The following is a 25,884-nucleotide window of genomic DNA, read 5'->3' as shown; positions in this document are numbered from 1 at the left end:
GAATAGAGACCCCTATGCTGCGTGAATTGAAGACCTTTATTGCAGTCACCCGCCATGGCACGTTCGCGGCGGCGGGCATGCATATCGGCCTGACACAGTCGGCGGTCAGCGCGCAGATTCGGCAGTTGGAGCAGACGCTGGGGGTGCAGTTGTTCGATCGCACCGGGCGCCAGGCCATGCTCAATGCGGCGGGTTTGCGCGCGTTGCCATTGGCCAAGGAAATCATTGAGACGTTCAACCGCATGGCGGTGCCGGTGGATACCAATGAATACCGGGGCGAGTTGAAAGTCGGTGCCATCACCACCGCCCAGACCGGCTTGCTGCCCCAGGCGTTGGTGCGTTTGCGCCAGGCTGCGCCAACGGTCGAGTGCAAGCTGGTCCCTGGCGTGTCCCTGGAGCTGTTGAGCCAAGTGGATGCCGGCGAGTTGGATTCGGCGATCATCATTCGCCCGCCGTTCGATCTGCCCAAGGAATTGCACGTGCAGGTGCTGCGCAAGGAGCCGTTCGTGCTGGTCGCGCCGCACACAATGACCGGCGATGATCCTTTGCAGTTGCTCAGCAGCCACCCTCATGTGCGCTATGACCGCGCATCGTTTGGCGGCCGGCTGGTGAGCCGGTTCCTGCGCGAGCAGAAAATTGACGTACAGGTCGCACTGGAACTGGATGAGCTGGAGGCCATCGTCAAGATGGTGGAATGTGGCCTTGGGGTATCGCTGATTCCCCAGGCGGGCCTGTGGCTGGAGCGTTCGCCTGAAATAAGAACAATCCCCCTGGGCAGTCTGACTTTTTACCGTGAGATCATCCTGCTCAGTCGCTACAGCCAACGGCATCTGCCGGTCCCGCAGCTGTTCGCCCGCTGCCTGCTGGCCGATACAAGCCTGTAACATGCGTGGCTGTTGCCGCCCGAAATGGAGCCTCTCTTGCCTGCCCTAGATGAAATCGACCGCCAGTTGATCGCCGCGCTGCAGATCAACGCCCGCGAAAGCGTGGCCATGCTTGCCCGGCAGTTGGGCATCGCACGCACCACGGTGACATCGCGCCTCGCACGCTTGGAAAAAACCCAGGTGATCACCGGTTACGGCGTGCGCCTGGGGCAACGTGTGGCAGACGGTGGTTTACAGGCCTACGTGGGCATCACCGTGCAACCACGCTCAGGCAAAGAAGTGCTGCGCAGGCTGAGTGCCATGGCTCAGGTGCAGCAGTTGTGCGCGGTGAGCGGCGAGTTTGATTACGTGGCTTGGCTGCGCACGGATTCCCCGGAACAGCTTGATCAGTTGCTGGACCAGATCGGCAGTGTCGATGGTGTGGAAAAGACCACCACCTCGATCATCCTCAGTAACAAATTGGATCGCGGCCAGCCAATCTGACCATCACATTCGTCACTTCGACTGAAAACAGTCCATTTCGACGACACATTGCGTCTTATTAACGAGTGCAACGCTCCCTAAACTGGCTGCCATCTTTTCCTATACTCAGCGGGTTCCTTCCGCCTAGTCGTCAGTAAGGTCAGCCATGAGCATTCCGTCCAGCACCCTCAACAAGACCAATCGCCATCCGGCAGACGGTAAAAAACCCATCACCATCTTTGGCCCGGACTTTCCGTTTGCCTTTGATGACTGGATCGAACACCCCGCCGGCCTGGGCAGTATTCCCGCCGCCAACCATGGCGCCGAAGTTGCAATCGTCGGCGCCGGCATCGCCGGTCTGGTCGCCGCCTACGAACTGATGAAGCTGGGCCTCAAACCCGTGGTGTACGAAGCCTCGAAGATGGGCGGCCGGTTGCGCTCCCAGGCCTTTGAAGGCGCCGAAGGCATCATTGCCGAGTTGGGCGGCATGCGCTTTCCTGTGTCATCCACCGCCTTCTACCACTATGTGGATAAGCTGGGCCTGGATACCAAGCCGTTCCCCAACCCGCTGACGCCGGCCTCCGGCAGTACCGTGATCGACCTCGAAGGCCAGACCCACTACGCACAAAAGCTGTCTGACTTGCCTGCCCTGTTCCAGGAAGTGGCCGACGCCTGGGCCGACGCGCTGGAAGCCGGCTCGCAGTTCGGCGATATCCAGCAGGCCATTCGCGACCGCGACGTGCCGCGCCTCAAAGCGCTGTGGAATAAGCTGGTACCGCTGTGGGACGACCGCACCTTCTACGACTTCGTCGCCACCTCCAAGGCCTTCGCCAAGCTGTCGTTCCATCACCGTGAAGTGTTTGGCCAAGTCGGTTTCGGCACCGGCGGCTGGGACTCGGATTTCCCCAACTCGATGCTGGAAATCTTCCGGGTGGTGATGACCAACTGCGACGACCACCAGCACCTGGTGGTCGGTGGCGTGGCCCAAGTGCCCATGGGCATCTGGCGCCATGTGCCGGAACGCTGCGCCCACTGGCCGGCCGGCACCAGCCTCAGCTCATTGCACAGCGGTGCACCTCGCGCAGGGGTCAAACGCATTGCCCACGCCGCAGATGGCCGGTTCGCGGTGACCGACAACTATGGCGACACCCGTGAATACGCCGCCGTGCTGACCACCTGCCAAAGCTGGCTGCTGACCACCCAGATCGAATGCGATGAAACCCTGTTCTCGCAAAAGATGTGGATGGCCCTGGACCGCACGCGCTACATGCAATCGTCGAAAACCTTCGTGATGGTCGACCGCCCCTTCTGGAAAGACAAAGATCCGGAAACCGGCCGCGACCTGATGAGCATGACCCTCACCGATCGCCTGACCCGTGGCACCTACCTGTTCGACAACGGGGACGACAAGCCAGGGGTGATCTGCCTGTCGTACTCGTGGATGAGCGACGCGCTGAAAATGCTTCCGCAGCCCATCGACAAGCGGGTAAAACTGGCCCTGGATGCCTTGAACAAGATCTACCCGAAAGTCGATATCAAGGCGCGCATCATTGGTGATCCGATCACCGTGTCCTGGGAGGCGGATCCGCATTTCCTCGGAGCTTTCAAAGGCGCATTGCCTGGCCACTACCGCTACAACCAGCGGATGTACGCGCACTTTATGCAGAAGGACATGCCCGCCGAACAGCGTGGGATTTTTATCGCGGGCGACGACGTTTCCTGGACACCCGCGTGGGTGGAAGGCGCCGTACAAACCTCGCTGAACGCGGTGTGGGGCATCATGACCCACTTCGGCGGCAGCACTCACGCCGAGAACCCCGGCCCCGGTGATGTGTTCGATGAAATCGGGCCAATCGCCCTGGCCGAGTAAGGAGTTACGCCATGCGTGTCGCCCTGTACCAATGCCCGCCACTGCCACTGGAGGTGGCGGGCAACCTCAAGCGCCTGCGCCAGCTTGCACACGAAGCGACCGGCGCCGATGTGCTGGTGCTGCCGGAGATGTTCCTCACCGGCTACAACATCGGCGCAGAAGCCGTCGGGGCCTTGGCCGAAGCACGGGATGGCGAGTCTGCCCAGACCATCGCCGACATCGCGCAAAGCGCCGGGCTGGCCATTTTGTATGGTTATCCGGAGCGGGCCGACGATGGGCAGATCTACAACGCCGTGCAATTGATCGACGCCCACGGCCAGCGCCTGTGCAACTACCGCAAGACCCATCTGTTCGGGGATCTGGACCATTCGATGTTCAGCGCCGGCGACGATGACTTCCCACTGGTGGAGCTCAACGGTTGGAAGCTGGGATTCCTGATCTGCTACGACCTGGAGTTCCCGGAAAACACCCGACGCCTGGCCCTGGCCGGGGCAGAGGCGATCCTGGTGCCCACCGCCAACATGGTGCCGTTCGATTTTGTTGCCGACGTCACCGTGCGGGCGCGGGCCTTTGAAAACCAGTGCTATGTGGCCTATGCCAACTATTGCGGGCAAGAAGGCGAGATTCAGTACTGCGGGCAAAGCAGCATCGCCGCGCCGGATGGCCAGCGTATCGCCCAGGCGGGGCTGGATGAAGCCTTGATTGTCGGCACGCTGGATCACCAATCGATCCTCGACGCCCGTGCCGCCAATCACTACCTGCAAGACCGTCGCCCCGAGCTTTACGGCCCGCTGCACAAGCCCTGACCCAACGGGTTTGTTAGCATAGGCACTTGCCCCGTTCTGGAAGTGCCCATGCCTGCCCCGGCCCACCCTTATCCCGTTCATTTGACCCTGGCCAATGGCCTGCGTGTTTCCCTGCGCCATGCACCACGTTTGAAGCGTTGCGCCGCAGCCTTAAGGGTGCTGCCGGCAGCCACGATGTGCCGCTGGATTGGCCTGGACTGGCGCATTTCCTTGAGCATTTGTTGTTTCTTGGCACCGAGCGTTTTCCCACCGGCGAAGGGCTGATGGCCTACGTACAACGCCACGGTGGCCAGGTGAATGCCAGCACCCGCGAACGCACCACGGACTTCTTCTTCGAGCTGCCGGTTTCGACCTTTACGGATGGGCTGGAGCGGCTGGCAGACATGCTCACCCATCCGCGCCTGGCGCTGGAAGATCAACTGCGCGAGCGCGAAGTGCTGCACGCAGAGTTTGTCGCCTGGTCCCAGGACGCCAAGGCTCAGCAACAACTGGCGCTGCTTGAAGGTTTGGCGGCAGATCATCCGTTGCGTGGCTTTCACGCGGGCAATCGCGAAAGCCTGCCGGTGGAGCGTGAGGCGTTTCAGCAAGCGTTGCGGGAATTCCACGCGCAGTTCTATCAGAGCGGGCAGATGACCTTGAGCCTCGCCGGCCCGCAGTCGTTGCAAACGCTGGAAACCATGGCGCAGCAATTCAGTGAGCAACTGATCTCTGGCCCGCAGTATCCACAGGCTGCGCCGCCCGCCTTGATGCAAGGCGCGGCCCGGCGTTATCAGCACACCGAAGACGGCCACCTGCACCACGTCATCACCTGTGAAGCGCCCCGCGCAGCACTGGATTTCCTCTGCTCCTGGCTCAACGCCACTGCGCCGGGCGGGCTGCTCGCCGAGTTGAAAGCACAACAACTGGCCAGTGCATTGCGGGCGTCCGTGCTGTATCACTTCGCCGGACAAGCCGTGCTGGATATCGACTTCACGCTCGGTACCGCAGACACACCTGCGACACACATCGAGGCACTGTTGCACGACTGGCTGAGTTTTTTCTCACACAGCGACTGGACGCCACTGCGCGAAGAGATCGCGCTGCTGAACGCGCGCCAACAACAGATCCAGGGCGCATTGGCATTGGCCCGAAACGACAGCGAAGATCTGTGTGAACACGATATCGCCGCGCTCAAGGCCCTGCTTGAATCACTGCAACTGCCGCCCGCCGAGCACATTTGGCAACTTCCCCCGAACAACCCGTTCCTGCGCCCACCGGTCAAGGAAGAGCGCGCCGGCCTGATCCGCGGCCAAACCAGCGCCCACCGGGGCCTGCGCACCTTTGCCCAGGACCGCTCGCGGGGTCGCCGCGAGGTATCGGCGCTGACCTTCAGCCAGGCCTTGGCGGATGACAGCGACGAAGGCGCGCTGTACCTGCAATGGCGGTTCGACGCGCCAGTTGCTGCCGCACTGGAAAGCACCTTGCAACCATTGCGCGAGAGTGCACGCCAGGCGGGCGTTGAAGTGTCCTTCGAAACCACCGGCACTGACTGGCGGGTGAAGATGACCGGACTGCACGAGCCCATGCCGGCCGTGCTGGAGGTCTTGGCGCAAACCCTGAACCTGCCGCAAGAAGCTGTCATTGCCCCAGCGCCAATGATTCCAATCCGGGCGTTGCTCAAGGCGTTGCCCTCGTGCGGCGCCAACGGCAATGTCGAGACCAGCGAGCAGCCTGCATCCTGGGCTACCGCACGCTGGCATGGCCTGGGCCTGGGTTTGCCCGCAGCGACCCAAGTGTTGATCAAGGCAGCGGCCGCTCGTCTGCCTGGCCAACCTGCCCACCTCGAACCACCTCTGCAAACCCTCAGCGGTCAACGCGTGTGGCATGCGATAAAAACCGATACCCCTGAAGCCGCCTTGCTGCTGTTTTGCCCGACACCGAGCCCATCCCTGGCCGACGAAGCGTCGTGGCGACTGCTGGGACACCTGCTCCAAGGACCGTTCTACCAACGCCTGCGAGTCGAGTTGCAGTTGGGCTACGCGGTCTTCAGCGGTGTCCGACAGATAAACGGAGAAACCGGCCTGCTATTTGGCGTGCAGTCTCCCAGCGTGTCCCTGGAAGGCATCGTTGAACACTTGAACACCTTCCTGGCCCGACTGCCGGCGTTGGTCGGCAGCAGCGAAGACCTGGACAATATTGCCCTTGCCCAACAGTTTTCACCTCAAGCGTTGCCGGTCGCCCAAGCCGCCGAACTGCTGTGGCATGCACACTTGGCCGGCCATCCGTCGGCTTATCTCACCCACCTTCAGCAGTTGATCCAAGGCCGTAGCCGTGAAGACGTGCTGCGAGCCGCCCAACAATTGAACGACGCCCAAGGTGGCTGGCGCTATGTAGCCAACGGCCCCACCGCGAACGTTTGAATGCCTGCAGGTCGATCATTGCCAACCCTGCAACAGGCTTTTTCCATCGAGACAGCGCTAACTTGATCAGAATTGCGTAACATTCCTACACACACATCTGAACATCTCCGACTGGAGGTGGACTATATGTATTACTTGGTAGTAAACGTCCCATCCCTTCGTAGGAGTAAGAATATGACTTGGTCCAAACCTGCTTACACTGATCTGCGCATCGGCTTCGAAGTCACCATGTACTTCGCCAGCCGTTAATCCGCTGGGTAATACAACGCCTCGGTCCGCCCGGGGCGTTTTTGTTTTGAGCTTTGCGTGATGGAGCAATCATGTTTGTCCAGATTCTAGGTTCCGCGCCGGCGGTGGTTTTCCGCAATGGAATTGCAACTGCGTGAACTGCGCAGGTTTTCGTGATGGCAGCCTGCGGGCCCAGGCACGTACCCAGTCGTCCATCGCGATTTCTGACGATGGCGTGAATTGGGTGCTGTGCAATGCCTCGCCGGATATCCGCGCACAGCTGCAAGGCTTTGCGCCGATGCAACCCGGCCGCGCCCTGCGCGACACCGGCATCAGCGCGATCATCCTGATGGACAGCCAGATCGACCACACCACGGGCCTGTTGAGCCTGCGCGAAGGCTGCCCGCACCAGGTGTGGTGCACCGACATGGTCCATGAAGACCTGAGCACCGGCTTCCCGCTATTCACCATGCTCACCCATTGGAACGGCGGCCTGGCCTGGAACCGCATCGAGCTGGACGCCAGCTTCACCATCCCGGCCTGCCCCAACCTGCGCTTCACCCCCCTGCCGCTGCGCAGCGCTGCGCCGCCGTACTCGCCGCACCGCTTCGACCCGCACCCCGGCGACAATATCGGCCTGATCGTCGAAGACCTGCGCACCGGCGGCAAACTGTTCTACGCCCCGGGCCTGGGCAAGGTCGACGCGCCGCTGCTGGAGATCATGGCCGGCAGCGACTGTCTGCTGGTAGACGGCACGATGTGGGACGACGATGAAATGCAGCGCCGTGGCGTCGGCACCCGCACCGGTCGCGAGATGGGCCACCTGGCGCAAAACGGCCCCGGCGGCATGCTCGAAGTGCTGGAGCAGTTGCCCGAGCAGCGCAAGGTGCTTATCCATATCAACAACACCAATCCGATCCTCGATGAAGACTCTCCCGAGCGGGCGGAGCTGGTGCGACGCAATGTCGAAGTGGCCTACGACGGCATGAGCATTGAATTGTAGGAGCAGACGACATGACTGACACAGCGTTGACCACCGCCGAATTCGAAGCGGCCTTGCGCGCCAAGGGTGCCTTCTACCATATCCATCACCCGTACCACGTGGCGATGTACGAAGGCCGCGCCAGCCGCGAACAGATCCAGGGCTGGGTCGCCAACCGCTTTTACTACCAAGTAAACATTCCACTGAAGGACGCCGCGATCCTGGCCAACTGCCCGGACCGCGAGATTCGTCGCGAGTGGATCCAGCGCTTGCTCGACCACGATGGTGCACCCGGTGAAGACGGTGGCATCGAAGCCTGGCTGCGCCTGGGCCAGGCTGTCGGCCTCGACCCGGATCAATTGCGTTCCCAGGAATTGGTACTGCCCGGCGTACGCTTTGCGGTGGACGCCTACGTCAACTTCGCCCGTCGCGCCAGCTGGCAGGAAGCCGCCAGCAGTTCGCTGACCGAACTGTTCGCGCCGCAGATCCACCAGTCGCGCCTCGACAGCTGGCCGCAGCATTACCCGTGGATCGACCCAACCGGCTACGAATACTTCCGCACTCGCCTGGGCCAGGCCCGTCGCGATGTGGAGCACGGTTTGGCGATTACGCTGCAGCACTACACCACCCGTGAAGGCCAGGAGCGCATGCTGGAAATCCTGCAGTTCAAACTGGACATCCTGTGGAGCATGCTGGACGCCATGAGCATGGCCTACGAACTCAAACGCCCGCCGTATCACAGCGTGACCGAGCAGCGGGTCTGGCATAAAGGGATCACCCTATGAGCTTTGATCGCAGCAGAATACCGACCTGGCGCCAGGGTTATCGCTACCAGTACGAGCCCGCGCAAAAGGGCCATGTGCTGCTCTACCCGGAGGGCATGATCAAGCTCAATGACAGCGCCGCGTTGATCGGCGGTTTGATCGATGGCGAGCGCGACGTGGCGGCGATCATCGCCGAGCTGGATCAGCAATTCCCCGGCGTGCCTGAGCTGGGTGACGACATCGAGCAATTCATGGAGGTCGCCCGTGCTGAGCACTGGATCACCCTTGCCTGAAAAACCGGCTATCGGTTTGCCGCTGTGGCTGTTGGCCGAACTGACCTACCGCTGCCCGTTGCAGTGCCCGTACTGCTCCAACCCGCTGGATTTCGCCGAGCAGGGCAAGGAGCTGAGCACCGAGCAGTGGATCAAGGTATTTCGCGAGGCCCGGGAAATGGGCGCCGCGCAGTTGGGTTTTTCCGGCGGTGAACCGCTGGTGCGCCAGGACTTGGCGGAGTTGATCGCCGAGGCGCGCAAGCTGGGGTTCTACACCAACCTGATCACCTCCGGTATCGGCCTGACCGAGCAGAAAATCAGCGACTTCAAGAAGGCCGGCCTGGACCATATCCAGATCAGCTTCCAGGCGAGCGACGAACAGGTGAACAACCTGCTGGCCGGCTCGAAAAAAGCCTTCGCGCAAAAACTGGAAATGGCTCGGGCGGTGAAAGCCCACGGCTATCCGATGGTGCTGAACTTCGTCACCCATCGGCACAATATCGACAAGATCGACCGCATCATCGAGCTGTGCATTGCGCTGGAAGCCGACTTTGTCGAACTCGCCACCTGCCAGTTCTACGGCTGGGCACAGCTCAATCGGGTGGGGTTGCTGCCGACCAGGGAACAGCTGGTACGCGCCGAACGCATCACCAACGAATACCGCGCCAAGCTCGAAGCCGAAGGGCACCCGTGCAAGCTGATATTCGTCACACCGGATTACTACGAGGAACGCCCGAAAGCCTGCATGAATGGCTGGGGCAGTATTTTTCTTACCGTGACGCCAGACGGAACCGCCCTGCCCTGCCACGGCGCCCGACAGATGCCGGTGCAGTTTCCGAATGTGCGGGATCACAGCATGCAGCACATCTGGTACGACTCGTTTGGCTTCAACCGCTTTCGCGGCTACGACTGGATGCCCGAGCCGTGCAAGTCATGTGATGAAAAGGAAAAGGATTTCGGCGGCTGCCGTTGCCAGGCCTTCATGCTCACGGGGGATGCGAGCAATGCCGACCCGGTGTGCAGCAAGTCCGAGCAACACGGCATCATCCTTAAAGCGCGGGAAGAGGCCGAACACGCCACCCAGACCATCGAGCAACTGGCCTTTCGCAATGAACGCAATTCACGGCTCATTGCCAAAGGCTAGCGGCCTCAGCGCTTGGCGATGATGTACACCGCGTGGATGATGCCTGGGAAGTAACCGCACAAGGTCAGCAGAATGTTCAACCAGAACGCGCCGCCGAAGCCTACTTGCAGGAACACACCCAATGGCGGCAGCAGAATGGCGATGATGATACGAATGATGTCCATGGGTAAGCTCCAAAAAATCGGCTCGTGTGAGCCGTGTAGCTAATCGACCTTGGGCGCTCGTGAGGGTTCAGTGGAATCTGGCACTGGGCCACCCTCAGGCCAGGATTTCCAATCCATGCTTTTGCACGATGCTCAGAAGCTTGAGCGCCATCCCGCTGGGTTGTTTCTCACCCGACTCCCATTTTTTTACCGTGGACGCGCTGGTGTTCAGGTAACGGGCGAATACAGGTTGGCTTACATGGCTGTTTTCACGCAGTAGCTTGATCTGTTCGGCCGGGATTTGTTCCGGGACTGCTGATAAGCAAGCTTCGTCATATTCACGGAGGGTGGTTTTGTTGATGGCCCCAATTGAATAAAGTGCTACGGCGGATTGATGAATAGACTCAAACGCCTCACTTTTATATTTCTTAGTCATGATCTATCTCCACAAACTCCTTGAGGTCCAGCATCTGCTGAATCTGTGCTTCGTTGAAATGTTCATAAGTCTTAGCCAGCGATCGAAACCAAGCCAGCTCGCTCTGACTGATACTGCTTTGATCCTGCTTGGCAAACAGAAGCTGATAAACCCAAAAATGCCTGCCCTTGGCCAAGACAATAGCGCGATGACGGTTTTGATTAAGGCGCTTCTTCCAAACCCCACCGCCCAAATTGTCAGCTTGTCCTCTGAGCATTTCGCGGAATGCCTCACTCAACTCCGAATCACAAATCCAAGCCTTGCTGGCCGCATTGGCAAAATTGCGGGTTTTGAACAACCTGAGTCTCATGGATATCCCTTCCCATAAAACATACCACCCAGTGGTACACATAAGAAATAGCGTGCGAAAATAACCTTCACACCCCATCGACAGTCCTTGCCGACGCTCGCTAAAAAGCCATTGTTTTCACAGGCAATCAATCAACGCTTTCAATCCAAAAATTTCACACACAAAAAAACGCCCCCAGCCAAAAAAATCAGGTCGGAGGCGCCGCGTATACCGCGAGACGGTTCAGAAAAATGGGGTTAAACAGCGATGCCCTTGCGGCACTGCAGTTGTGCGGTGCGCACGCGGGAGAAGGCGCGGGCCAGGCGCAGGAGCATTTCGTCGATGTTGCTTCTGCTCACAGTCAACGCCGGCGTGAAGCGCAGGCAGTCAGGTTGCGGGGCATTGAGGATCAGGCCTTCTTGCAACGCGGCGTTTACCACGGCATCAGCAGAATCATCCGACAAGGTCAGGCCCCACATCAGGCCCTGGCCACGCGGTTGGCCGTGATCGTAGCGGTAGGCCAGGCGGGCGAGGCATTCGCCCAGATAAAGGCCGGATTCACGCACGTGCTCAAGAAAACCATGCTCCAGCACAGTGTCGAGTACCGCCGCGCCGGCTGAAGCCATCAATGCATTGCCGTGATGAGTGCCTTCCAATTCGCCCACTTCGAAACAACAAGCCTTGCCCCGCGCCAGCAGCGCCGCGAGGGGCACGCCGCCGCCCAGGCCTTTGCCGAGGGTGATGATGTCGGCACGTACGCCGTACTGTTGTTCGGCCAGCAACGTGCCACAACGACCGAGGCCCGTCTGCACTTCATCGAGGATCAGCAGGATCCCCAATTCACGGCACAAGCGCTCGACCCCCTTGAGGTAGTGTTCGGTCGCGGGGGTTACGTTGGCGCCCTGGATCGGCTCAAGCAGGATGGCAACGGTTTGTGCATCGACAGCAGCGTGCAGGGACGGCAGGTCGTTGAACGGCACATGGCTGAAACCCGGCAGTTGAGGTTCGAAGCGGTTTTCCAAACTACCGGCCGACGCAGCAAGCGCCGCGAAACTGCGGCCATGGCACCCGTTGCTGGCGCTGATGATGCGGTAGGCGCCGCCGCGATGCAGTTGGCCCCATTTGCGTGCCAACTTGATCGCCGCTTCACAGGCTTCTGCGCCACTGTTGAGCAAATAAGCCTGGTCGCTGCCGGTGCGGTGGCACAAGCGGTCGACAAGGTTGAGTTGGGCGCGGTTATGCAGGCCCATGCCGGGGTTGATCAGCGCATGGGTTTGTTCGCTCAAGGCTTTGATCAACACCTGCGGGCTGTGGCCGAGGCTGTTGGCGCCATTGCCTTGGCTGAAGTCCAGATAGGCGCGGTCGTCACTGTCCCACAACCAGGAACCCTGGCCACGCACAAAAACGTGCGGCGGCCGCGCCACAGTGGGCATCAAGGATTCGCCGGACGGATCATCGTGCTGCGCGTCCAAGATCAGATCGTCCAGGCTTGGGGCGGGGCGGCGGATAGAGAACAAGTTCACAGATCCCTCCCGATAGCAACCGAGCCTGGTGCCGACACCGCCTTTTGATTTTTTGACTTGCCTATGTAAACCCTATCAACACAAACACTGTTCATTACCCGATCCGGCCCTGTAAGCCCTGCGAATAGGCGCTAGACTAGGCGTCTCCCAGGCCAACGGCCATTTCGATTTTCCAGCTTTTTCGATAAGAAAGACTTATGGATTTCAAGCAACTGCGTTATTTCGTCGCGGTATATGAAGAAGGCCATGTGGGCCGTGCCGCCGAGCGTCTGTCGATCTCTCAACCGGCCCTCTCGCAACAGATTCGCCAGTTGGAGCAGAACCTGGATGTGAGTCTGTTCGAGCGCAGCAGCAAGCGTCTGCTGCCAACCCTGGCCGCCCACACGCTGTACAACCATGCGCTGCCGTTGATCGATGGCATGCAGCAAGCCGTCGAGGCGCTCCGCAATTTCAAGGGCCAGGCATTGCGCACCTTGGCCATCGGCGTGCTGCAAACCGTGCACACCAGCCTGGTGCCGCAGATGCTTGAGCGCGTGCGCAAGGCCCAGCCGCACCTGGTGGTGCAGATCTATGAACTCACCGGGATTGAGATTGAACGGCGGTTGCTCAACGGCTCGCTGGACATTGGCATCAGCTACCTGCCGCCGCGTCAGCCAGGGCTGCACGGCGTGCTGCTGTATGAAGATGAGCTGAAAGTGGTGATCCCAGACGATCACCCCCTGCGTGAATTCAAAAAAGTCTCCCTGAAACAAGCCGCAGAGTTGCCAATGTTGCTATTGGGAGAAGAGTTTCAAATCAGGCAGATCTGGCAGGGCCAGCTCGCCAATCTTGGGCGACGACCGCAAGTACAGGCTGAGCTCAATACCATGGTGGGTATTCTCGACAGCCTGCCCCATACCAAACTGGCAACCGTGCTGCCGGGGCGCTCCCAGGACGAACACAACAGTCAGATGCTGCTGTGGAAACCCTTGAGTGAACCGAGGGTACCGCTGAAAGTAGGCTTGGTCTGCCGTGATGTGCAGCGCCAACAGGCGACGGTGGCGTTGCTGCGCACCTTGCTCGAAGACGTGATGAATGCCCCGCAGGCGCCGGCCTGACTTTTTCGCAGGCAAAAGAAAACCCCGCCGAAGCGGGGCTTTGCAGACTGTTTCCCTGACATCCATTTCACTCCGCCGTCCTGGCAGAATCCTACGTGTCCGTGTTGTTGCTTTGCGCTTCCTGCGCGACGTCCATGTGAAGTAGATTATCCGTGGATCCAATTTGGCGATAGAGGACGAATAGCAGTACGTCATGTAAGAGAATGCTTACACGCCCTCCAACCCCTTAGAACAGTGCCTCATCCAGCAAAAACAGTGATTCACTACCGGCTTTTACCGACGCGCTCAGCGAGTGAATACGCGGCAGCAGGCGTGCAAAGTAGAAGCGCGCCGTCCCCAGCTTGCTGGCGTAGAAGTCTTCTTCAGCCTCTTTGCCCAATGCGGCTTTGGCCATACGCGCCCACATGTAGGCGTAGGCCATGTATCCAAACGCATGCAAATACTCCACCGAGGCCGCGCCGATTTCGTTCGGGTTGCTCTTGGCGCGATCCAGTACCCAGGCCGTCAGTTCATCCAGGTTATCCACCGCCGCGCTCAGCGGTTTAGTGAACTCGGTTAACCCTGGGCCTGACTCAACGACGAACTGGCGGATCTCGTCAGCGAACAAGGTGTAGAACGCCCCGCCGCTACCCACGATCTTGCGGCCCATCAAGTCCAGGGCCTGAATGCCGTTGGTGCCTTCGTAGATCTGGGTGATGCGCACATCACGCACCAATTGTTCCTGGCCCCACTCGCGGATGTAACCGTGGCCACCAAACACCTGCTGGCCGAGCACCGTGGTTTCCAGACCCAGGTCGCTGAGGAATGCCTTGGCGACTGGCGTCAGCAATGCCACCAGGTTATCCGCTCGTTCACGGGCCGCGGCGTCTTCGCTGAACTTGGCGATATCCAACTGCGTTGCCACGTAGGTGGAGAACGCACGGCCGCCTTCATTGGCGGCTTTCATGGTCAGCAGCATGCGGCGCACGTCCGGGTGGACGATGATCGGGTCAGCGATTTTGTCTTTCGCCTGGACACCGGTCGGCGAGCGGCTTTGCACACGGTCACGGGCATATTCAATCGCGTTCTGATAGGAACGCTCGCCGGACGCCAGGCCCTGGATACCCACACCCAGACGCTCGTAGTTCATCATGGTGAACATCGCCGCCAGCCCGCGGTTAGGCTCGCCCACCAGGTAACCCACGGCTTGGTCGAAGTTCATCACGCAGGTGGCGGACGCCTGGATACCCATCTTGTGTTCAATGGAGCCACAGCTCACCAGGTTGCGCGCGCCCAGGCTGCCGTCGGCGTTGACCATGAACTTCGGCACCAGGAACAGCGAAATGCCTTTAGGACCGGCCGGCGCATCCGGCAGCTTGGCCAGGACCAGATGAATGATGTTTTCGGTGAGGTCGTGCTCGCCACCGGTAATGAAAATCTTGGTGCCACTGATCGTGTAGGAACCATCCGCCTGCGGCTCGGCCTTGGTACGGATAATCCCCAGGTCGGTGCCGGCATGGGCCTCGGTCAGGCACATGGACCCGGCCCACTCGCCGGAATACATCTTCGGCAGGTAGGCTGCCTTGAGTTCTTCACTGGCGTGGGTGTTGATCGACACACACGCACCGGACGTCAACATTGGATACAGGCCAAACGCCAGGCTCGACGAGTTGATCATCTCCTCAACCTGCGCCGACACAGCTTTGGGCATGCCCATGCCGCCAAACGCTGGATCGCCGCCGACGCCGACCCAGCCGCCTTCAGTGTAGGTTTTGTAGGCCTGTGGATAACCGTCCGGGGTGAACACCGCCGTGTTGTCCCAGCGGCAGCCTTGTTCATCGCCGCCGCGACTGATCGGGGCAATGGATTTGGCGGTGACCTTGCCGGCCTCTTCGAGGATCGCCTCGACGGTTTCGGCGTCGACGGTGTCTGCCAATGCCGGCAATTGGGCCCACGTGTTGGCGACCTCAAAAACTTCGTTGAGGACGAAGCGCATATCACGCAGCGGCGCTTTGTAATCAGCCATGGCAAACCTCGTGAGAACGTGAAAAGTGATTCGATAGGATCGGTTTTACAGGCTCCGAGTGTACCCGAACAACTTTTCAGACACATAGGGTCCACTTGTGACTGAGTGGTATTTTTAAGTCACTACAGCGCAAACGCCTCCGCGGGCAGACTCATCAGGCATTCGCTGCCCGCTTCCACAGCGGCGCGGTGCGCTGCAGTACGCGGCAGCAAGCGCTTGAAGTAGAACTCGCACGTCGCCAGCTTGGCCTTGGCAAACTCGACATCGTCGTGGGCCTGCGCCGCGATCGCCATGCGCAGCCACAGGTAGGCGAGGATGATGTAGCCGCTGTACATCAAGTAATCCACGGCAGCGGCGCCCACTTCGTCAGGATTTTTCATCGCGGCAATACCGACCTGGGTGGTCAGTTCGCCCCACTCTCCGTTCAGTTGATTGAGCTGTGCCACAAAGGCCTTGAACTGTGGATGTTCAGCATTCGCTGCGCAGAACTTATGCACAATTTTGGTGAAGCCGCGCAGCAACTTGCCCTGGCTGCCCAATACCTTGCGGCCCAGCAGGTCGAGCGCCTGGATGCCATTGGTGCCTTCATAGATCGGCGCAATCCGCGCATCGCGGGCCAGTTGCTCCATGCCCCATTCGCGGATATAGCCGTGGCCGCCGAACACCTGCATGCCGTGGTTGGTCACTTCCAGCCCGGTGTCGGTCATAAACGCCTTGCAGATGGGCGTGAGAAACGCCAACAGGTCTTCAGCGTCCTGGCGTTGAGCGGCGTCGCTGCTCAAGTGCGCAGTGTCGAGCAACTGCGCGGTGAAGTAGGTCAGTGCGCGGTTGCCTTCGTTGAAGGCTTTCATGGTCAGCAGCATGCGGCGCACATCGGGGTGCACGATGATCGGGTCGGCGGCTTTGTCCGGAGCCTTGGCGCCGGTGAGCGAGCGCATTTGCAGGCGGTCGTTGGCGTATTTGATCGCGCCCTGAAAGCTTGCCTCGCCGTTGCACAGGCCTTGCATGCCGGTGCCCAGCCGCGCGTGGTTCATCATGGTGAACATGCAGTTGAGGCCTTTGTTCGCCTCGCCAATCAAAAAGCCCCTGGCACCGTCGAAGTTCAGCACGCAGGTGGCCGAGGCCTTGATGCCCATCTTGTGCTCGATGGACCCGCAGTGCACCGCGTTGCGCTCGCCGGAATCGGCGTGGAACTTGGGCACAATAAACAGCGAGATGCCCTTGGTGCCCGCCGGCGCATCCGGCAGTTTGGCCAACACCAGGTGGATGATGTTGGCGCTCATGTCGTGCTCACCGGCCGAGATGAAGATCTTGCTGCCGGTGACCGCATAACTGCCGTCCGCCTGTGGCACGGCGCGGGTCTTGATCAGGCCGAGGTCGGTGCCGCAATGGGCTTCGGTGAGGCACATGGTACCGGTCCATTCACCGGCCGTGAGTTTGCCCAGGAAGGTGTCTTTCTGCTCAGGGGTGCCGTGGGCGTGGATCGCCGACATGGCGCCGTGAGTCAGCCCGGGGTACATACCCCAGGAGGTGTTGCTGGAGCCGATCATCTCACTGAGCACCAGGCCCAGGGATTGCGGCAAGCCCTGGCCACCGTAGGCCGGGTCCGCCGCCACGCCGTGCCAGCCGCCTTCGACGTACTGGGCGAAGGCTTCCTTGAACCCCTTGGGCGTGGTGACGACACCATTATCGAAATGGCAGCCTTCTTCATCGCCGCTGCGGTTGAGCGGCGAGAGCACGTTCTCGCAGAATCTGGCGCCTTCTTCGAGGATCGCGCTGACCATGTCCGGGCTGGCGTCGGTTGCGCCCAGCGCGGCGTAGTGGCCGTGGAAATCGAACACGTTGTCGATCAGAAAGCGCATGTCGCGCAGGGGAGCTTTGTACTCAGGCATGGTCATGTCTCCGGCAGCAGATGGTCTCAACCTACTGCCGGCGCACGCCGCAAACAATCACTGTAGAACCGCTGAATACAGCGCCATTACTCAACCGGTAGCGCTTTCCATGCGCACTGCGCCACGGCGCGTCTGCCCGGCGGCAATCACACAGTTACGCCCCGCGCCCTTGGCGGCATAGAGTGCCTGGTCGGCAGACTTGAGGACTTCTTCCGGCGTGCGCTGCTCGGCCTGGCGTTCGGCCACGCCGATGCTGACGGTCACCGACACACTTGTCGCGCCGCTGCCCGCCCGGCGCTGACGGCCTTGCTGATCATCATGGGGACGGTCCGCGTTGCGCAGCTTGATGTCGTAATTGGCGACAATTTCGCGGATTTCTTCCAGGTGCGGCATGCACTCATCCAGGGTCTTGCCGGCAAATACCACGGCGAACTCCTCACCACCGTAGCGATAGGCACGCCCGCCGCCGTTGACCTTGGACAGCTTGCTCGCCACCAGACGCAGCACTTGGTCACCCACGTCGTGACCATGGGTATCGTTGAAGCGTTTGAAGTGATCGACGTCGGTCATTGCCAGCACATAGTTGCGCCCCAGCCGTTGCATGCGTTCGTTGAGGGCGCGGCGCCCCGGCAGGCCGGTCAGCTCATCGCGGAACGCCATTTGATAGGCCTCGTGGGCCACGCCGGCAGCAATCATCAGCATCACCTGGCTGCACATGATGTTCAGGGTAAACGGCAGGATGAAGGTTTTCGGCAACATCCAGAACAGCCCCAGCAGCCCGACCAACTGCGCCGCATGCAACGGGCGCGGCTGGTACCAGTACTGCGCGGCGAGGGTCAGAAAACCGATCAGGAACATCGGATAGGACAACTGGATCAGGCTCATCCAAGTGCCGTGCAGCGCCGGCCAGCGAATCTCTGCCAGCCAGTTCAGTACCGCCTGGGGAAAACTTTGTTCCAGGGCCAGCGCCACACTGCCGATGGCCAGCAACACGGCGCAGCGGGCCACGAAGTCGCGGAACAAATGGGTCTTCTCCTGCCACAGCGCGTAGATGCTGAACAGCAGCGGCAACAACAGGCAACACAGATGAAATACCACCGCCGCGTCTTCGCGCACGCGGCCGTTGTCGCGATAGAAATCGGTCTGGGTATCGAGCAGGAAGTAGGCGATGTACACCGTGATCATCAAAAACAGCTCACGCTGACGGCGATATACCGCGCAGTACGAACCGCCGAGCAACAGCACCAAGGTGGGCAACACGTTGAACAATGATGTGAAGAAGACGTTGAGGTCCTTGACGTACGCAGCCGAGAGCCCGGCCAGCAAGAGCAGCAACGAAGGGAGAAAATGACTGAAACGTACAGCGGACACGCGTGACAAGGGTAAAACTCCGACCCGCAAAAAATGATGGCGATGTGCCTTGGCCGGAACAGTTAAGCACACCCTGCCTGCCATGTATCACATTGCCATCACTGTAACGGCAGCCGGCGGCAATCCCTGAGCGCCGCGCTGTGTTTTTTATCCGCTATAAAAAAACCGCCGCTCCCAAAGGAAGCGGCGGTTTCAGGTAAACCCGGTGAGGCTTAGTAAGCCAGGCCGAAGTCTTCCTCTTTCATGTCCATCAGGTTGTTGGCACCGGACAGCATGGTTGCCTTGTGCGCCAAGGTACGCGGCAGGATGCGCTGGAAGTAGAAGCGCGCGGTCTGCAGCTTGGCGGTGTAGAAGGCCTCTTCGGTGGTGCCGGCAGCCAGTTTTTCAGCCGCCAGGCGGGCCATGTCGGCCCAGAAGTAAGCCAGGCACGCGTAACCGGAGTACATCAGGTAATCCACCGAGGCAGCGCCGACTTCTTCACGGTCTTTCATCGCCGCCATGCCGACCTTCATGGTCAACTCGCCCCACTCTTTGTTCAGTGCAGCCAGCGGTGTCACGAATTCCTGAACGGCGGCGTTGCCTTCGTTGGCCTGGCAGAACTTGTGCACGATCTTGGTGAAGCCCTTGAGCGCTTCGCCTTGGGTCATCAGCACTTTACGGCCGAGCAGGTCCAGCGCCTGGATACCGGTGGTGCCTTCGTACAGCATCGAAATGCGGCTGTCGCGAACGTTCTGCTCCATGCCCCACTCGGCGATAAAGCCGTGGCCGCCGTAGATCTGCACGCCGTGGTTGGCCGCTTCAAAGCCGACTTCGGTCATGAACGCCTTGGCGATCGGGGTCATGAAGGCCAGCAGGCCATCGGCCTGTTTCTTGGCTTCGTCGTCGGTGCCGTACTTGACGATGTCCACTTGCTTGGCGGTGAAGTACACCATCGCACGGTTGCCTTCGGCGAAGGCTTTCATGGTCAGCAGCATGCGGCGCACGTCGGGGTGCACGATGATCGGGTCAGCAGCCTTGTCCGGCGCTTTCGGGCCGGTCAGGGAGCGCATTTGCAGACGGTCGCGAGCGTATTTCAGGCCGCCCTGGAAGCCGATCTCGGCGTGGGACAGGCCTTGCAGTGCGGTGCCCAGGCGAGCGGTGTTCATAAAGGTGAACATGCAGTTCAGGCCTTTGTTCGCCGGGCCGATCAGGAAACCGGTGGCCGCGTCGAAGTTCATCACGCAGGTGGCGTTGCCGTGGATGCCCATCTTGTGTTCCAGGGAACCACAGGTCACCGCGTTGCGCTCACCCACCGAACCGTCGGCGTTGGGCAGGAACTTCGGCACGATAAACAGCGAGATGCCTTTGGTGCCGGCCGGTGCGTCCGGCAGGCGGGCCAGTACGATGTGGACGATGTTGTCGGCCATGTCGTGTTCACCGGCCGAGATGAAGATCTTGGTGCCGGAGACTTTGTAGGAACCGTCGGCCTGAGGCTCGGCCTTGGTGCGCAGCATGCCCAGGTCGGTGCCGCAGTGTGGCTCGGTCAGGCACATGGTGCCGGTCCACTCGCCCGACACCAGTTTGGTCAGGTAAGCGTCTTGCTGCTCGGGGGTGCCGTGCTCGGAGATGGTGTTCATCGCGCCGTGGGACAGGCCTGGGTACATGCCCCACGACCAGTTGGCGGCGCCAACCATTTCACTCACCGCCAGGCCCAGGGATTCCGGCAGGCCTTGGCCGCCGTGCTCCACGTCGTGGGCCAGGCTAGGCCAGCCGCCTTCGACGAATTGCTTGTAGGCTTCTTTGAAACCCGTCGGCGTCTTAACGCCTGACTCACTCCAGGTGCACCCTTCGATGTCGCCTACGCGGTTCAGCGGTGCCAGCACTTGTTCACAGAACTTGGCGCCCTCTTCAAGGATGGCGTCAACCATGTCCGGAGTAGCGTCCTGGCAAGCCGGAAGGCTCTGATAGTGCGCTTCATAACCGAGCAGTTCGTCACGAACGAAGCGAATATCACGCAAGGGGGCCTTGTAGTCAGGCATAGCGATAAACCTCTGCTGATGTAGCTGGAATGAACAACCGCATGGAATGTGTTGTGGCGGTCAAACAGGTGTTTGAAACATACGTTTACGACCTGGGGATGTCAAGCGTCGGTCAGATGCCGTTTGTCATGACGTGCATCAATCCAGGCGCAACAAGGCCTGCGGCGAGATGCCACATCAAATGGGAGTAGAGATTGATCAGGGTGAAGGATGGCAAATATGGGAGGGGGGCTTGCCCCCTCCCAGATTTAGATCAGGCGTAGGTGTCGATCAGGGTACCGAGCATTTCGTCGGAAGCCTTGGCGACTTTGACGCCCAGCTCCACCTGAAACTTGCCTTCGGCCAGTTCCACCATATTGCTGGCGGAGTTGGTCGGCTGGCCACGGTTGACCGCCTGCAAGCGATCATTCTGGGCATCCGAAGGTTGGCTGGTGGCTGCACTGGCGATCTTGCCAGCGGCCTGGTCGACACGGCTTTGCCCGGACTGAATGGTATTCAGGCCCGAGTAAAACGCGCTGCTTCCAGAGATTTCCATGGCGTATGCCTGCCTTTAGAGAATCATGAACGCTGATTGAAGCAGAGAACGTAACAAAACGCCCGTCAAAAACCCTAATGGCATAATGCCTTGGCGATAGCCAAAATCAGTCAAGCAAGTCCAACTGCAAGTATTCCGCCACCGCTTCGGCGCCGGCATGCTTGAGTTTGGGCACGCGCCCCAGGCACGGTGCGGGCAACCGTTCGGCCAAGGTGGCGAGGTTTTCCTCCAGACGGGAGGTCTTGGGGTCGATGATGTTCGCGACCCAACCCGCCAGCGCCAAACCGTCCCGGGCGATGGCTTCGGCGGTGAGCAAGGCATGGCTGATACAGCCCAGACGCACGCCCACCACCAGGATCACCGGCAGTTTGAGCGCGATGGCCAGGTCCGACAGATTGGCCTGGTCAGCCAGCGGCACGCGCCAACCGCCCGCGCCCTCGATCAAGGTGAAATCCGCTCGCCGCGCCAGAACCTGCTGCATGGGCTTGAGCAGCGATTGCACCGTCAGCGAAACACCGGCCTCCCGCGCCGCCAGATGAGGGGCTATGGCCGGTTCGAACGCCACCGGATTGACCTCGGCATAACTCAACGGCAATGAACATTCGGCCAGCAGCGCCAGGGCATCGGCATTGCGCAGGCCGTTGGGGGTCACTGCACAACCGGAGGCCACGGGTTTGCCGGCGGCAGTGCTTTTGCCGGCTTGGCGGGCGGCATGCAGGAGGCCGGCGGCGACGGTGGTCTTGCCGACATCGGTGTCGGTGCCCGTAATGAAATAAGCGACGCTCATTGAGGTTTCTCCAGTACGGCGTACACCACTTGATAAGTCGCCGGCAGGCCCTGGGCCTGGCGGAACCGCTCATAAGCCTCGACCAGTGCCACAATCCGCGCCCGACCGGTCAACCCGCCGGGGCGGCCGGGGTTGAGGTTGTGTGCACCGAGGGCCTTCAATTCATGGGTCAGGCTGCGCACATCCGGGTAATGCAGCACATGGGGCTGGCGCTCCAGGCTGACCACGCGTAAACCGCTGGCCGCGCACAGTTGCTGGTAAGCCTCGAAGGTGCGGAAACGGTTGACGTGCACCAGGCCATCGGCGGCGCGCCAGCTTTCGCGCAGTTCATCCAATGTGCCCACGCACAAACTGGCAAACGCCAACACCCCGCCCGGTTGCAGCACGCGATGGGCCTCGCTGAGCACCGCATCGAAGTTCGCACACCATTGCACCGCAAGGCTGGAGAAAAGCAGCTCAAAGCGCTCGGCTTTCAGCGGCAAGCGTTCGGCATCCCCCGCGATGAAGTGCTGCGCGCCACCCAAGGGCCGCGCATGGTTGAGCATGCCTTCGGCAATATCCAGGGCCACGCCCTGGCTGGCGGGCAATAAATCCCCCAGCACGCGACTGAAATACCCCGTACCACATCCCATATCCAGCCAACGGCGCGGCGCACACGCTGCTGGCAGGCGCGACAGCAGTTCGTGCCCCACTGCGCGCTGCAACTCGGCGACGCTGTCGTAACTGGCCGCCGCACGGGAAAACGACGCCGCCACCTGGCGCTTGTCTGGCAAGGCACCCGGCAGAAGGGGATGAGATAGATCAGTCATCAACACACTCATGCAAAAAAGCCTGAATGGCCCCCGCTACGCCGTGGGGGTCTTCCAGAAGAAACGCGTGACCGGCCTGTTCAATCAGGCCGATTTCAACATCGGGCAGCAGCGCCAGCAGGTCGCTGGCGGCTTCGGCGGGCACCAAGCCGTCCATACCGGCAAACAGATGCAGCTGCGGGCCGCGATAGGCCAGCAAGGCTTCGCGGGTGTCCAGTTGCGCAAGCAGTTCAAGACCGGTCATCAACACGGCGGACGGCGTATTCGGCGCGCCGCTGACCAACAAACGCGCGAGCCCGCGAGGGTCTGCGGCGCCTTTGGCACACAACAGGCCGAAGCGCTTGAGCGTGACCTGGGAGTCCGCGTGGCACCCGGCGAGAAACGCATCGAAGGTCTCGGCGGACATCGCGCTCGGCCAACTGTCGTGGGCGACAAAACACGGGTTGCTCGCCAGGGTCAGCACGCCGCAGCAGCGTTCACCGCGTCGCGCCGCCAATTCAGAGGCCAGCATGCCGCCCAGTGACCAACCGCCGAGCCAGGTGTTGTCCGGCAAGGTGGCGTCGAGTTCATCCAACCATTCGCCGAGGTCGCTGGAGTCCAGCGCCGGCAACGGCTCGATCTGTACGTGCAGATGCTCGTCCAGCCCACGCAATGCGGCGGCCAACGGTTCCAGCGGCGATACGCCAAGGCCCCAGCCGGGCAGCAATATCAGTCGATCACGCATGGTCGGGCTCCAGGGCGCCTGGCAAGCGGAAACACTCTTCCAATGCGTTTAACAATAGCTGCACCTGCGCCACGCTGTGGGCCGCCGTTAACGTCACGCGCAAACGGGCGCTGCCGACGGGCACAGTAGGTGGGCGGATCGCGGTGACCATCAGGCCACGCTCGCGCAGCATCTGGGATAAACGCACGGCCCTGGCGCTGTCGCCGATCAGGATCGGCTGGATCGGCGTAAAGCTGTCCATCAGGTCCAGGCCAAGCTGCTCGGCGCCGTGGCGGAACTGCCGGATCAGGCCGTTGAGGTGTTCACGCCGCCAATGCTCGGTGCGCAGCAGTTCCAGGCTTTTCAAGGTGGCGCAGGCCAGCGCCGGTGGTTGGCTGGTGGTGTAGATATACGGGCGAGCAAACTGGATCAGGCTTTCGACCAAGTCTTCACTGCCCGCCACAAACGCGCCCGCAGTACCGAAGGCTTTGCCCAGGGTGCCGACCAATACGGGCACGTCTTCCTGGCTCAAGCCGAAATGCTCGACGATGCCTGCGCCGTTGGCGCCCAGCGGGCCGAACCCGTGGGCGTCGTCCACCATCAGCCAGGCGCCTTTGGCCTTGGTCTCACGGGCCAACGCGGGCAAGTCAGCCAAATCGCCGTCCATGCTGAACACGCCATCGGTGACTACCAACGTATTACCCGTGGCTTTCTCCAGGCGCTTGGCCAGGCTGGCCGCGTCGTTGTGCAGGTAGCGATTGAAGCGCGCCCCAGACAGTAAGCCCGCATCCAGCAAAGACGCGTGATTGAGCCGATCTTGCAGCACCGTATCGCCCTGCCCTACCAACGCCGTGACCGCGCCCATATTGGCCATGTAGCCGGTGGTAAACAGCAGCGCACGCGGGCGACCGGTCAGGTCGGCCAGCGCCTCTTCCAGCTCATGGTGCGGCGTGGCATGCCCGACCACCAAGTGCGAAGCACCGCCGCCCACGCCCCAACGGGACGCCCCGGCGCGCCAGGCCTCGATCACTTGCGGATGATTGGCCAGGCCCAGGTAGTCGTTATTGCAGAAGGCGAGCAACGGTTGGCCGTCGACCACCACTTCCGGGCCCTGAGGGGTCTGGAGTAAAGGGCGTTGACGGTAAAGGTGTTCGGCACGGCGGGCAGCGAGGCGCGTGGCGAGATCGAAAGACATGCAGGCCTCGGTTTAACAGGTTTAACTCAGTCGCGAATGTCGGAGGGGCTGCTTCGCAGCCCAGCGCGGGACAAGCCTGCTCACCACAGCAAGCCGGCTCCTACTGGGTCCGAATCAGACGGCAGCGTTGTAGAACTGCTCGGTGCTCTTCTGCTCCACCAACGCCTGCTCGATCGCCGCCTGATGCACTTCATCGGCGTGCTCTTCACGGGCTTCCGGCAGGATGCCCAGGCGCGAGAACAGTTGCATGTCCTTGTCGGCCTGCGGGTTGGCAGTGGTCAGCAGCTTGTCGCCGTAGAAGATCGAGTTGGCACCGGCGAAAAACGCCAGGGCCTGCATCTGCTCGTTCATGGCTTCACGACCGGCCGACAGGCGCACGTGGGATTGCGGCATCAGGATGCGCGCCACGGCGAGCATGCGGATGAAGTCGAACGGGTCGATATCTTCGGCGTTTTCCAGCGGCGTACCGGCCACTTTCACCAGCATATTGATCGGCACCGACTCCGGGTGCTCCGGCAGGTTGGCCAACTGGATCAGCAGGTTGGCGCGGTCGTCGAGGGACTCGCCCATGCCGAGGATGCCGCCGGAGCAGATCTTCATCCCCGAATCACGCACGTAGGCCAGGGTTTGCAGGCGCTCGCTGTAGGTGCGGGTCGTGATGATGCTGCCGTAGAACTCCGGCGAGGTATCCAGGTTGTGGTTGTAGTAGTCGAGGCCAGCCTGGGCCAGGGCTTCAGTCTGGTCCTGGTCGAGACGGCCGAGGGTCATGCAGGTTTCCAGGCCCATGGCCTTCACGCCTTTGACCATCTGCAGTACGTAGGGCATGTCTTTGGCCGACGGGTGTTTCCAGGCGGCGCCCATGCAGAAGCGGGTCGAACCGATGGCCTTGGCGCGAGCGGCCTCTTCGAGGACCTTCTGCACTTCCATCAGTTTTTCTTTTTCGAGGCCCGTGTTGTAGTGGCCCGACTGCGGACAATATTTGCAATCTTCCGGGCAGGCGCCGGTTTTGATCGACAGCAAGGTCGACACCTGTACACGGTTCGCGTCGAAATGCGCACGGTGTACGGTCTGCGCCTGGAACAAGAGGTCGTTGAACGGCTGCACGAACAGTGCTTTGACTTCGGCCAGGGACCAATCGTGACGCAAGGTGGCGGTGATGCTGGCGCTCATGGGCGATTCCTTGATTATGCTTGGGCTTTCGCTGCGGGAAGGGCAATACCCACAGGCGCGA

General features: G+C 60.9%; 23 protein-coding genes and 2 pseudogenes. 11 read left to right on the top strand and 14 right to left on the bottom strand.

Annotation, left to right across the window (positions count from 1 at the left end):
* The first annotated feature begins 14 nt into the window (after positions 1 to 14).
* The 10 genes and pseudogenes from IQK56_RS06570 to pqqE all read left to right on the top strand — a co-directional run bounded on the left by IQK56_RS06570 (position 15) and on the right by pqqE (position 9,811).
* Positions 15 to 884, top strand: a complete 870-nt coding sequence (locus IQK56_RS06570) for a LysR family transcriptional regulator (RefSeq protein ID WP_122308079.1) — start codon at positions 15 to 17, stop codon at positions 882 to 884.
* A gap of 36 nt (positions 885 to 920) precedes the next feature.
* Complete coding sequence (locus tag IQK56_RS06565; RefSeq protein WP_048722099.1) at positions 921 to 1,367, top strand: Lrp/AsnC family transcriptional regulator; 447 nt, start codon at positions 921 to 923, stop codon at positions 1,365 to 1,367.
* Positions 1,368 to 1,512: 145 nt separating this feature from the next.
* The gene (locus tag IQK56_RS06560; RefSeq protein ID WP_150760200.1) at positions 1,513 to 3,216 is read left to right on the top strand and encodes a flavin monoamine oxidase family protein; all 1,704 of its coding nucleotides are present in this window, start codon (positions 1,513 to 1,515) and stop codon (positions 3,214 to 3,216) included.
* A gap of 11 nt (positions 3,217 to 3,227) precedes the next feature.
* The gene (locus tag IQK56_RS06555) at positions 3,228 to 4,022 is read left to right on the top strand and encodes a carbon-nitrogen hydrolase family protein (RefSeq protein ID WP_122309715.1); all 795 of its coding nucleotides are present in this window, start codon (positions 3,228 to 3,230) and stop codon (positions 4,020 to 4,022) included.
* A gap of 48 nt (positions 4,023 to 4,070) precedes the next feature.
* Positions 4,071 to 6,421 (top strand): annotated as a pseudogene (gene pqqF, locus IQK56_RS06550) (pyrroloquinoline quinone biosynthesis protein PqqF).
* Positions 6,422 to 6,595: 174 nt separating this feature from the next.
* The gene (gene pqqA / locus IQK56_RS06545; protein ID WP_003194766.1) at positions 6,596 to 6,670 is read left to right on the top strand and encodes a pyrroloquinoline quinone precursor peptide PqqA; all 75 of its coding nucleotides are present in this window, start codon (positions 6,596 to 6,598) and stop codon (positions 6,668 to 6,670) included.
* Positions 6,671 to 6,741: 71 nt separating this feature from the next.
* A pseudogene (gene pqqB, locus IQK56_RS06540) lies at positions 6,742 to 7,652 on the top strand (pyrroloquinoline quinone biosynthesis protein PqqB).
* 11 nt (positions 7,653 to 7,663) lie between these two features.
* Positions 7,664 to 8,416 carry a pyrroloquinoline-quinone synthase PqqC gene (pqqC, locus tag IQK56_RS06535; RefSeq protein ID WP_150677131.1) on the top strand — a complete coding sequence of 251 codons (753 nt, stop codon included), beginning with the start codon at positions 7,664 to 7,666 and terminating at the stop codon, positions 8,414 to 8,416.
* Positions 8,413 to 8,688, top strand: a complete 276-nt coding sequence (pqqD, locus tag IQK56_RS06530) for a pyrroloquinoline quinone biosynthesis peptide chaperone PqqD (RefSeq protein ID WP_099585690.1) — start codon at positions 8,413 to 8,415, stop codon at positions 8,686 to 8,688. The genes pqqC and pqqD overlap by 4 nt, the downstream gene beginning before the upstream one ends.
* Positions 8,681 to 9,811 carry a pyrroloquinoline quinone biosynthesis protein PqqE gene (pqqE, locus tag IQK56_RS06525; RefSeq protein WP_150677140.1) on the top strand — a complete coding sequence of 377 codons (1,131 nt, stop codon included), beginning with the start codon at positions 8,681 to 8,683 and terminating at the stop codon, positions 9,809 to 9,811. The genes pqqD and pqqE overlap by 8 nt, the downstream gene beginning before the upstream one ends.
* Positions 9,812 to 9,816: 5 nt before the next feature.
* Here pqqE and IQK56_RS06520 read toward each other — a convergent pair whose 3' ends face one another.
* From IQK56_RS06520 to IQK56_RS06505, 4 genes are all read right to left on the bottom strand, one after another.
* Positions 9,817 to 9,975 (bottom strand): YqaE/Pmp3 family membrane protein, encoded by a 159-nt coding sequence (locus IQK56_RS06520; RefSeq protein WP_003194776.1) that lies wholly within the window; start codon positions 9,973 to 9,975, stop codon positions 9,817 to 9,819.
* Between the two features lie 94 nt (positions 9,976 to 10,069).
* On the bottom strand, positions 10,070 to 10,390 hold the full coding sequence (locus IQK56_RS06515) for a helix-turn-helix domain-containing protein (RefSeq protein WP_193862883.1): 321 nt from the start codon (positions 10,388 to 10,390) through the stop codon (positions 10,070 to 10,072).
* Positions 10,383 to 10,739 (bottom strand): type II toxin-antitoxin system RelE/ParE family toxin, encoded by a 357-nt coding sequence (locus IQK56_RS06510; protein WP_122308147.1) that lies wholly within the window; start codon positions 10,737 to 10,739, stop codon positions 10,383 to 10,385. Before IQK56_RS06510 ends, IQK56_RS06515 begins: the two co-directional genes overlap by 8 nt.
* A gap of 236 nt (positions 10,740 to 10,975) precedes the next feature.
* The gene (locus IQK56_RS06505) at positions 10,976 to 12,241 is read right to left on the bottom strand and encodes an aminotransferase class III-fold pyridoxal phosphate-dependent enzyme (protein ID WP_193862881.1); all 1,266 of its coding nucleotides are present in this window, start codon (positions 12,239 to 12,241) and stop codon (positions 10,976 to 10,978) included.
* 197 nt (positions 12,242 to 12,438) lie between these two features.
* Between IQK56_RS06505 and IQK56_RS06500 the strand changes: the two genes are divergently transcribed.
* Complete coding sequence (locus IQK56_RS06500) at positions 12,439 to 13,338, top strand: LysR family transcriptional regulator (RefSeq protein WP_099585695.1); 900 nt, start codon at positions 12,439 to 12,441, stop codon at positions 13,336 to 13,338.
* A 226-nt stretch (positions 13,339 to 13,564) separates the two neighbouring features.
* Here the strand turns inward: IQK56_RS06500 and IQK56_RS06495 are convergent, their stop codons facing one another.
* The 10 genes from IQK56_RS06495 to bioB all read right to left on the bottom strand — a co-directional run bounded on the left by IQK56_RS06495 (position 13,565) and on the right by bioB (position 25,823).
* Entirely contained in the window at positions 13,565 to 15,343 is a 1,779-nt protein-coding gene (locus IQK56_RS06495) for an acyl-CoA dehydrogenase C-terminal domain-containing protein (protein WP_193862879.1), read from the bottom strand.
* A 122-nt stretch (positions 15,344 to 15,465) separates the two neighbouring features.
* Positions 15,466 to 17,235, bottom strand: a complete 1,770-nt coding sequence (locus IQK56_RS06490) for an acyl-CoA dehydrogenase C-terminal domain-containing protein (protein WP_193862877.1) — start codon at positions 17,233 to 17,235, stop codon at positions 15,466 to 15,468.
* 90 nt (positions 17,236 to 17,325) lie between these two features.
* Entirely contained in the window at positions 17,326 to 18,615 is a 1,290-nt protein-coding gene (locus tag IQK56_RS06485; protein ID WP_099585698.1) for a GGDEF domain-containing protein, read from the bottom strand.
* A 203-nt stretch (positions 18,616 to 18,818) separates the two neighbouring features.
* Positions 18,819 to 20,624, bottom strand: coding sequence for a phenylacyl-CoA dehydrogenase (locus IQK56_RS06480; RefSeq protein ID WP_122308138.1), 1,806 nt, complete (start codon positions 20,622 to 20,624; stop codon positions 18,819 to 18,821).
* A gap of 253 nt (positions 20,625 to 20,877) precedes the next feature.
* Positions 20,878 to 21,159: a pyrroloquinoline quinone biosynthesis protein PqqE gene (locus tag IQK56_RS06475; RefSeq protein WP_099585700.1), complete on the bottom strand. Its 282-nt coding sequence runs from the start codon at positions 21,157 to 21,159 to the stop codon at positions 20,878 to 20,880.
* A gap of 106 nt (positions 21,160 to 21,265) precedes the next feature.
* Positions 21,266 to 21,946 carry a dethiobiotin synthase gene (gene bioD, locus IQK56_RS06470; RefSeq protein ID WP_150677138.1) on the bottom strand — a complete coding sequence of 227 codons (681 nt, stop codon included), beginning with the start codon at positions 21,944 to 21,946 and terminating at the stop codon, positions 21,266 to 21,268.
* Positions 21,943 to 22,755 carry a malonyl-ACP O-methyltransferase BioC gene (gene bioC / locus IQK56_RS06465; RefSeq protein WP_150760208.1) on the bottom strand — a complete coding sequence of 271 codons (813 nt, stop codon included), beginning with the start codon at positions 22,753 to 22,755 and terminating at the stop codon, positions 21,943 to 21,945. Before bioC ends, bioD begins: the two co-directional genes overlap by 4 nt.
* Positions 22,748 to 23,479: an alpha/beta fold hydrolase gene (locus IQK56_RS06460; RefSeq protein ID WP_193862875.1), complete on the bottom strand. Its 732-nt coding sequence runs from the start codon at positions 23,477 to 23,479 to the stop codon at positions 22,748 to 22,750. Before IQK56_RS06460 ends, bioC begins: the two co-directional genes overlap by 8 nt.
* Positions 23,472 to 24,653 (bottom strand): 8-amino-7-oxononanoate synthase, encoded by a 1,182-nt coding sequence (gene bioF / locus IQK56_RS06455; RefSeq protein ID WP_193862873.1) that lies wholly within the window; start codon positions 24,651 to 24,653, stop codon positions 23,472 to 23,474. Before bioF ends, IQK56_RS06460 begins: the two co-directional genes overlap by 8 nt.
* A gap of 114 nt (positions 24,654 to 24,767) precedes the next feature.
* Positions 24,768 to 25,823, bottom strand: a complete 1,056-nt coding sequence (bioB, locus tag IQK56_RS06450) for a biotin synthase BioB (protein WP_122308143.1) — start codon at positions 25,821 to 25,823, stop codon at positions 24,768 to 24,770.
* Positions 25,824 to 25,884 lie beyond the last annotated feature (61 nt).

It is taken from the genome of Pseudomonas cyclaminis (assembly GCF_015163715.1).
GTDB lineage: Bacteria > Pseudomonadota > Gammaproteobacteria > Pseudomonadales > Pseudomonadaceae > Aquipseudomonas > Aquipseudomonas cyclaminis.
This window is presented reverse-complemented; position numbering and strand designations above follow the sequence as displayed.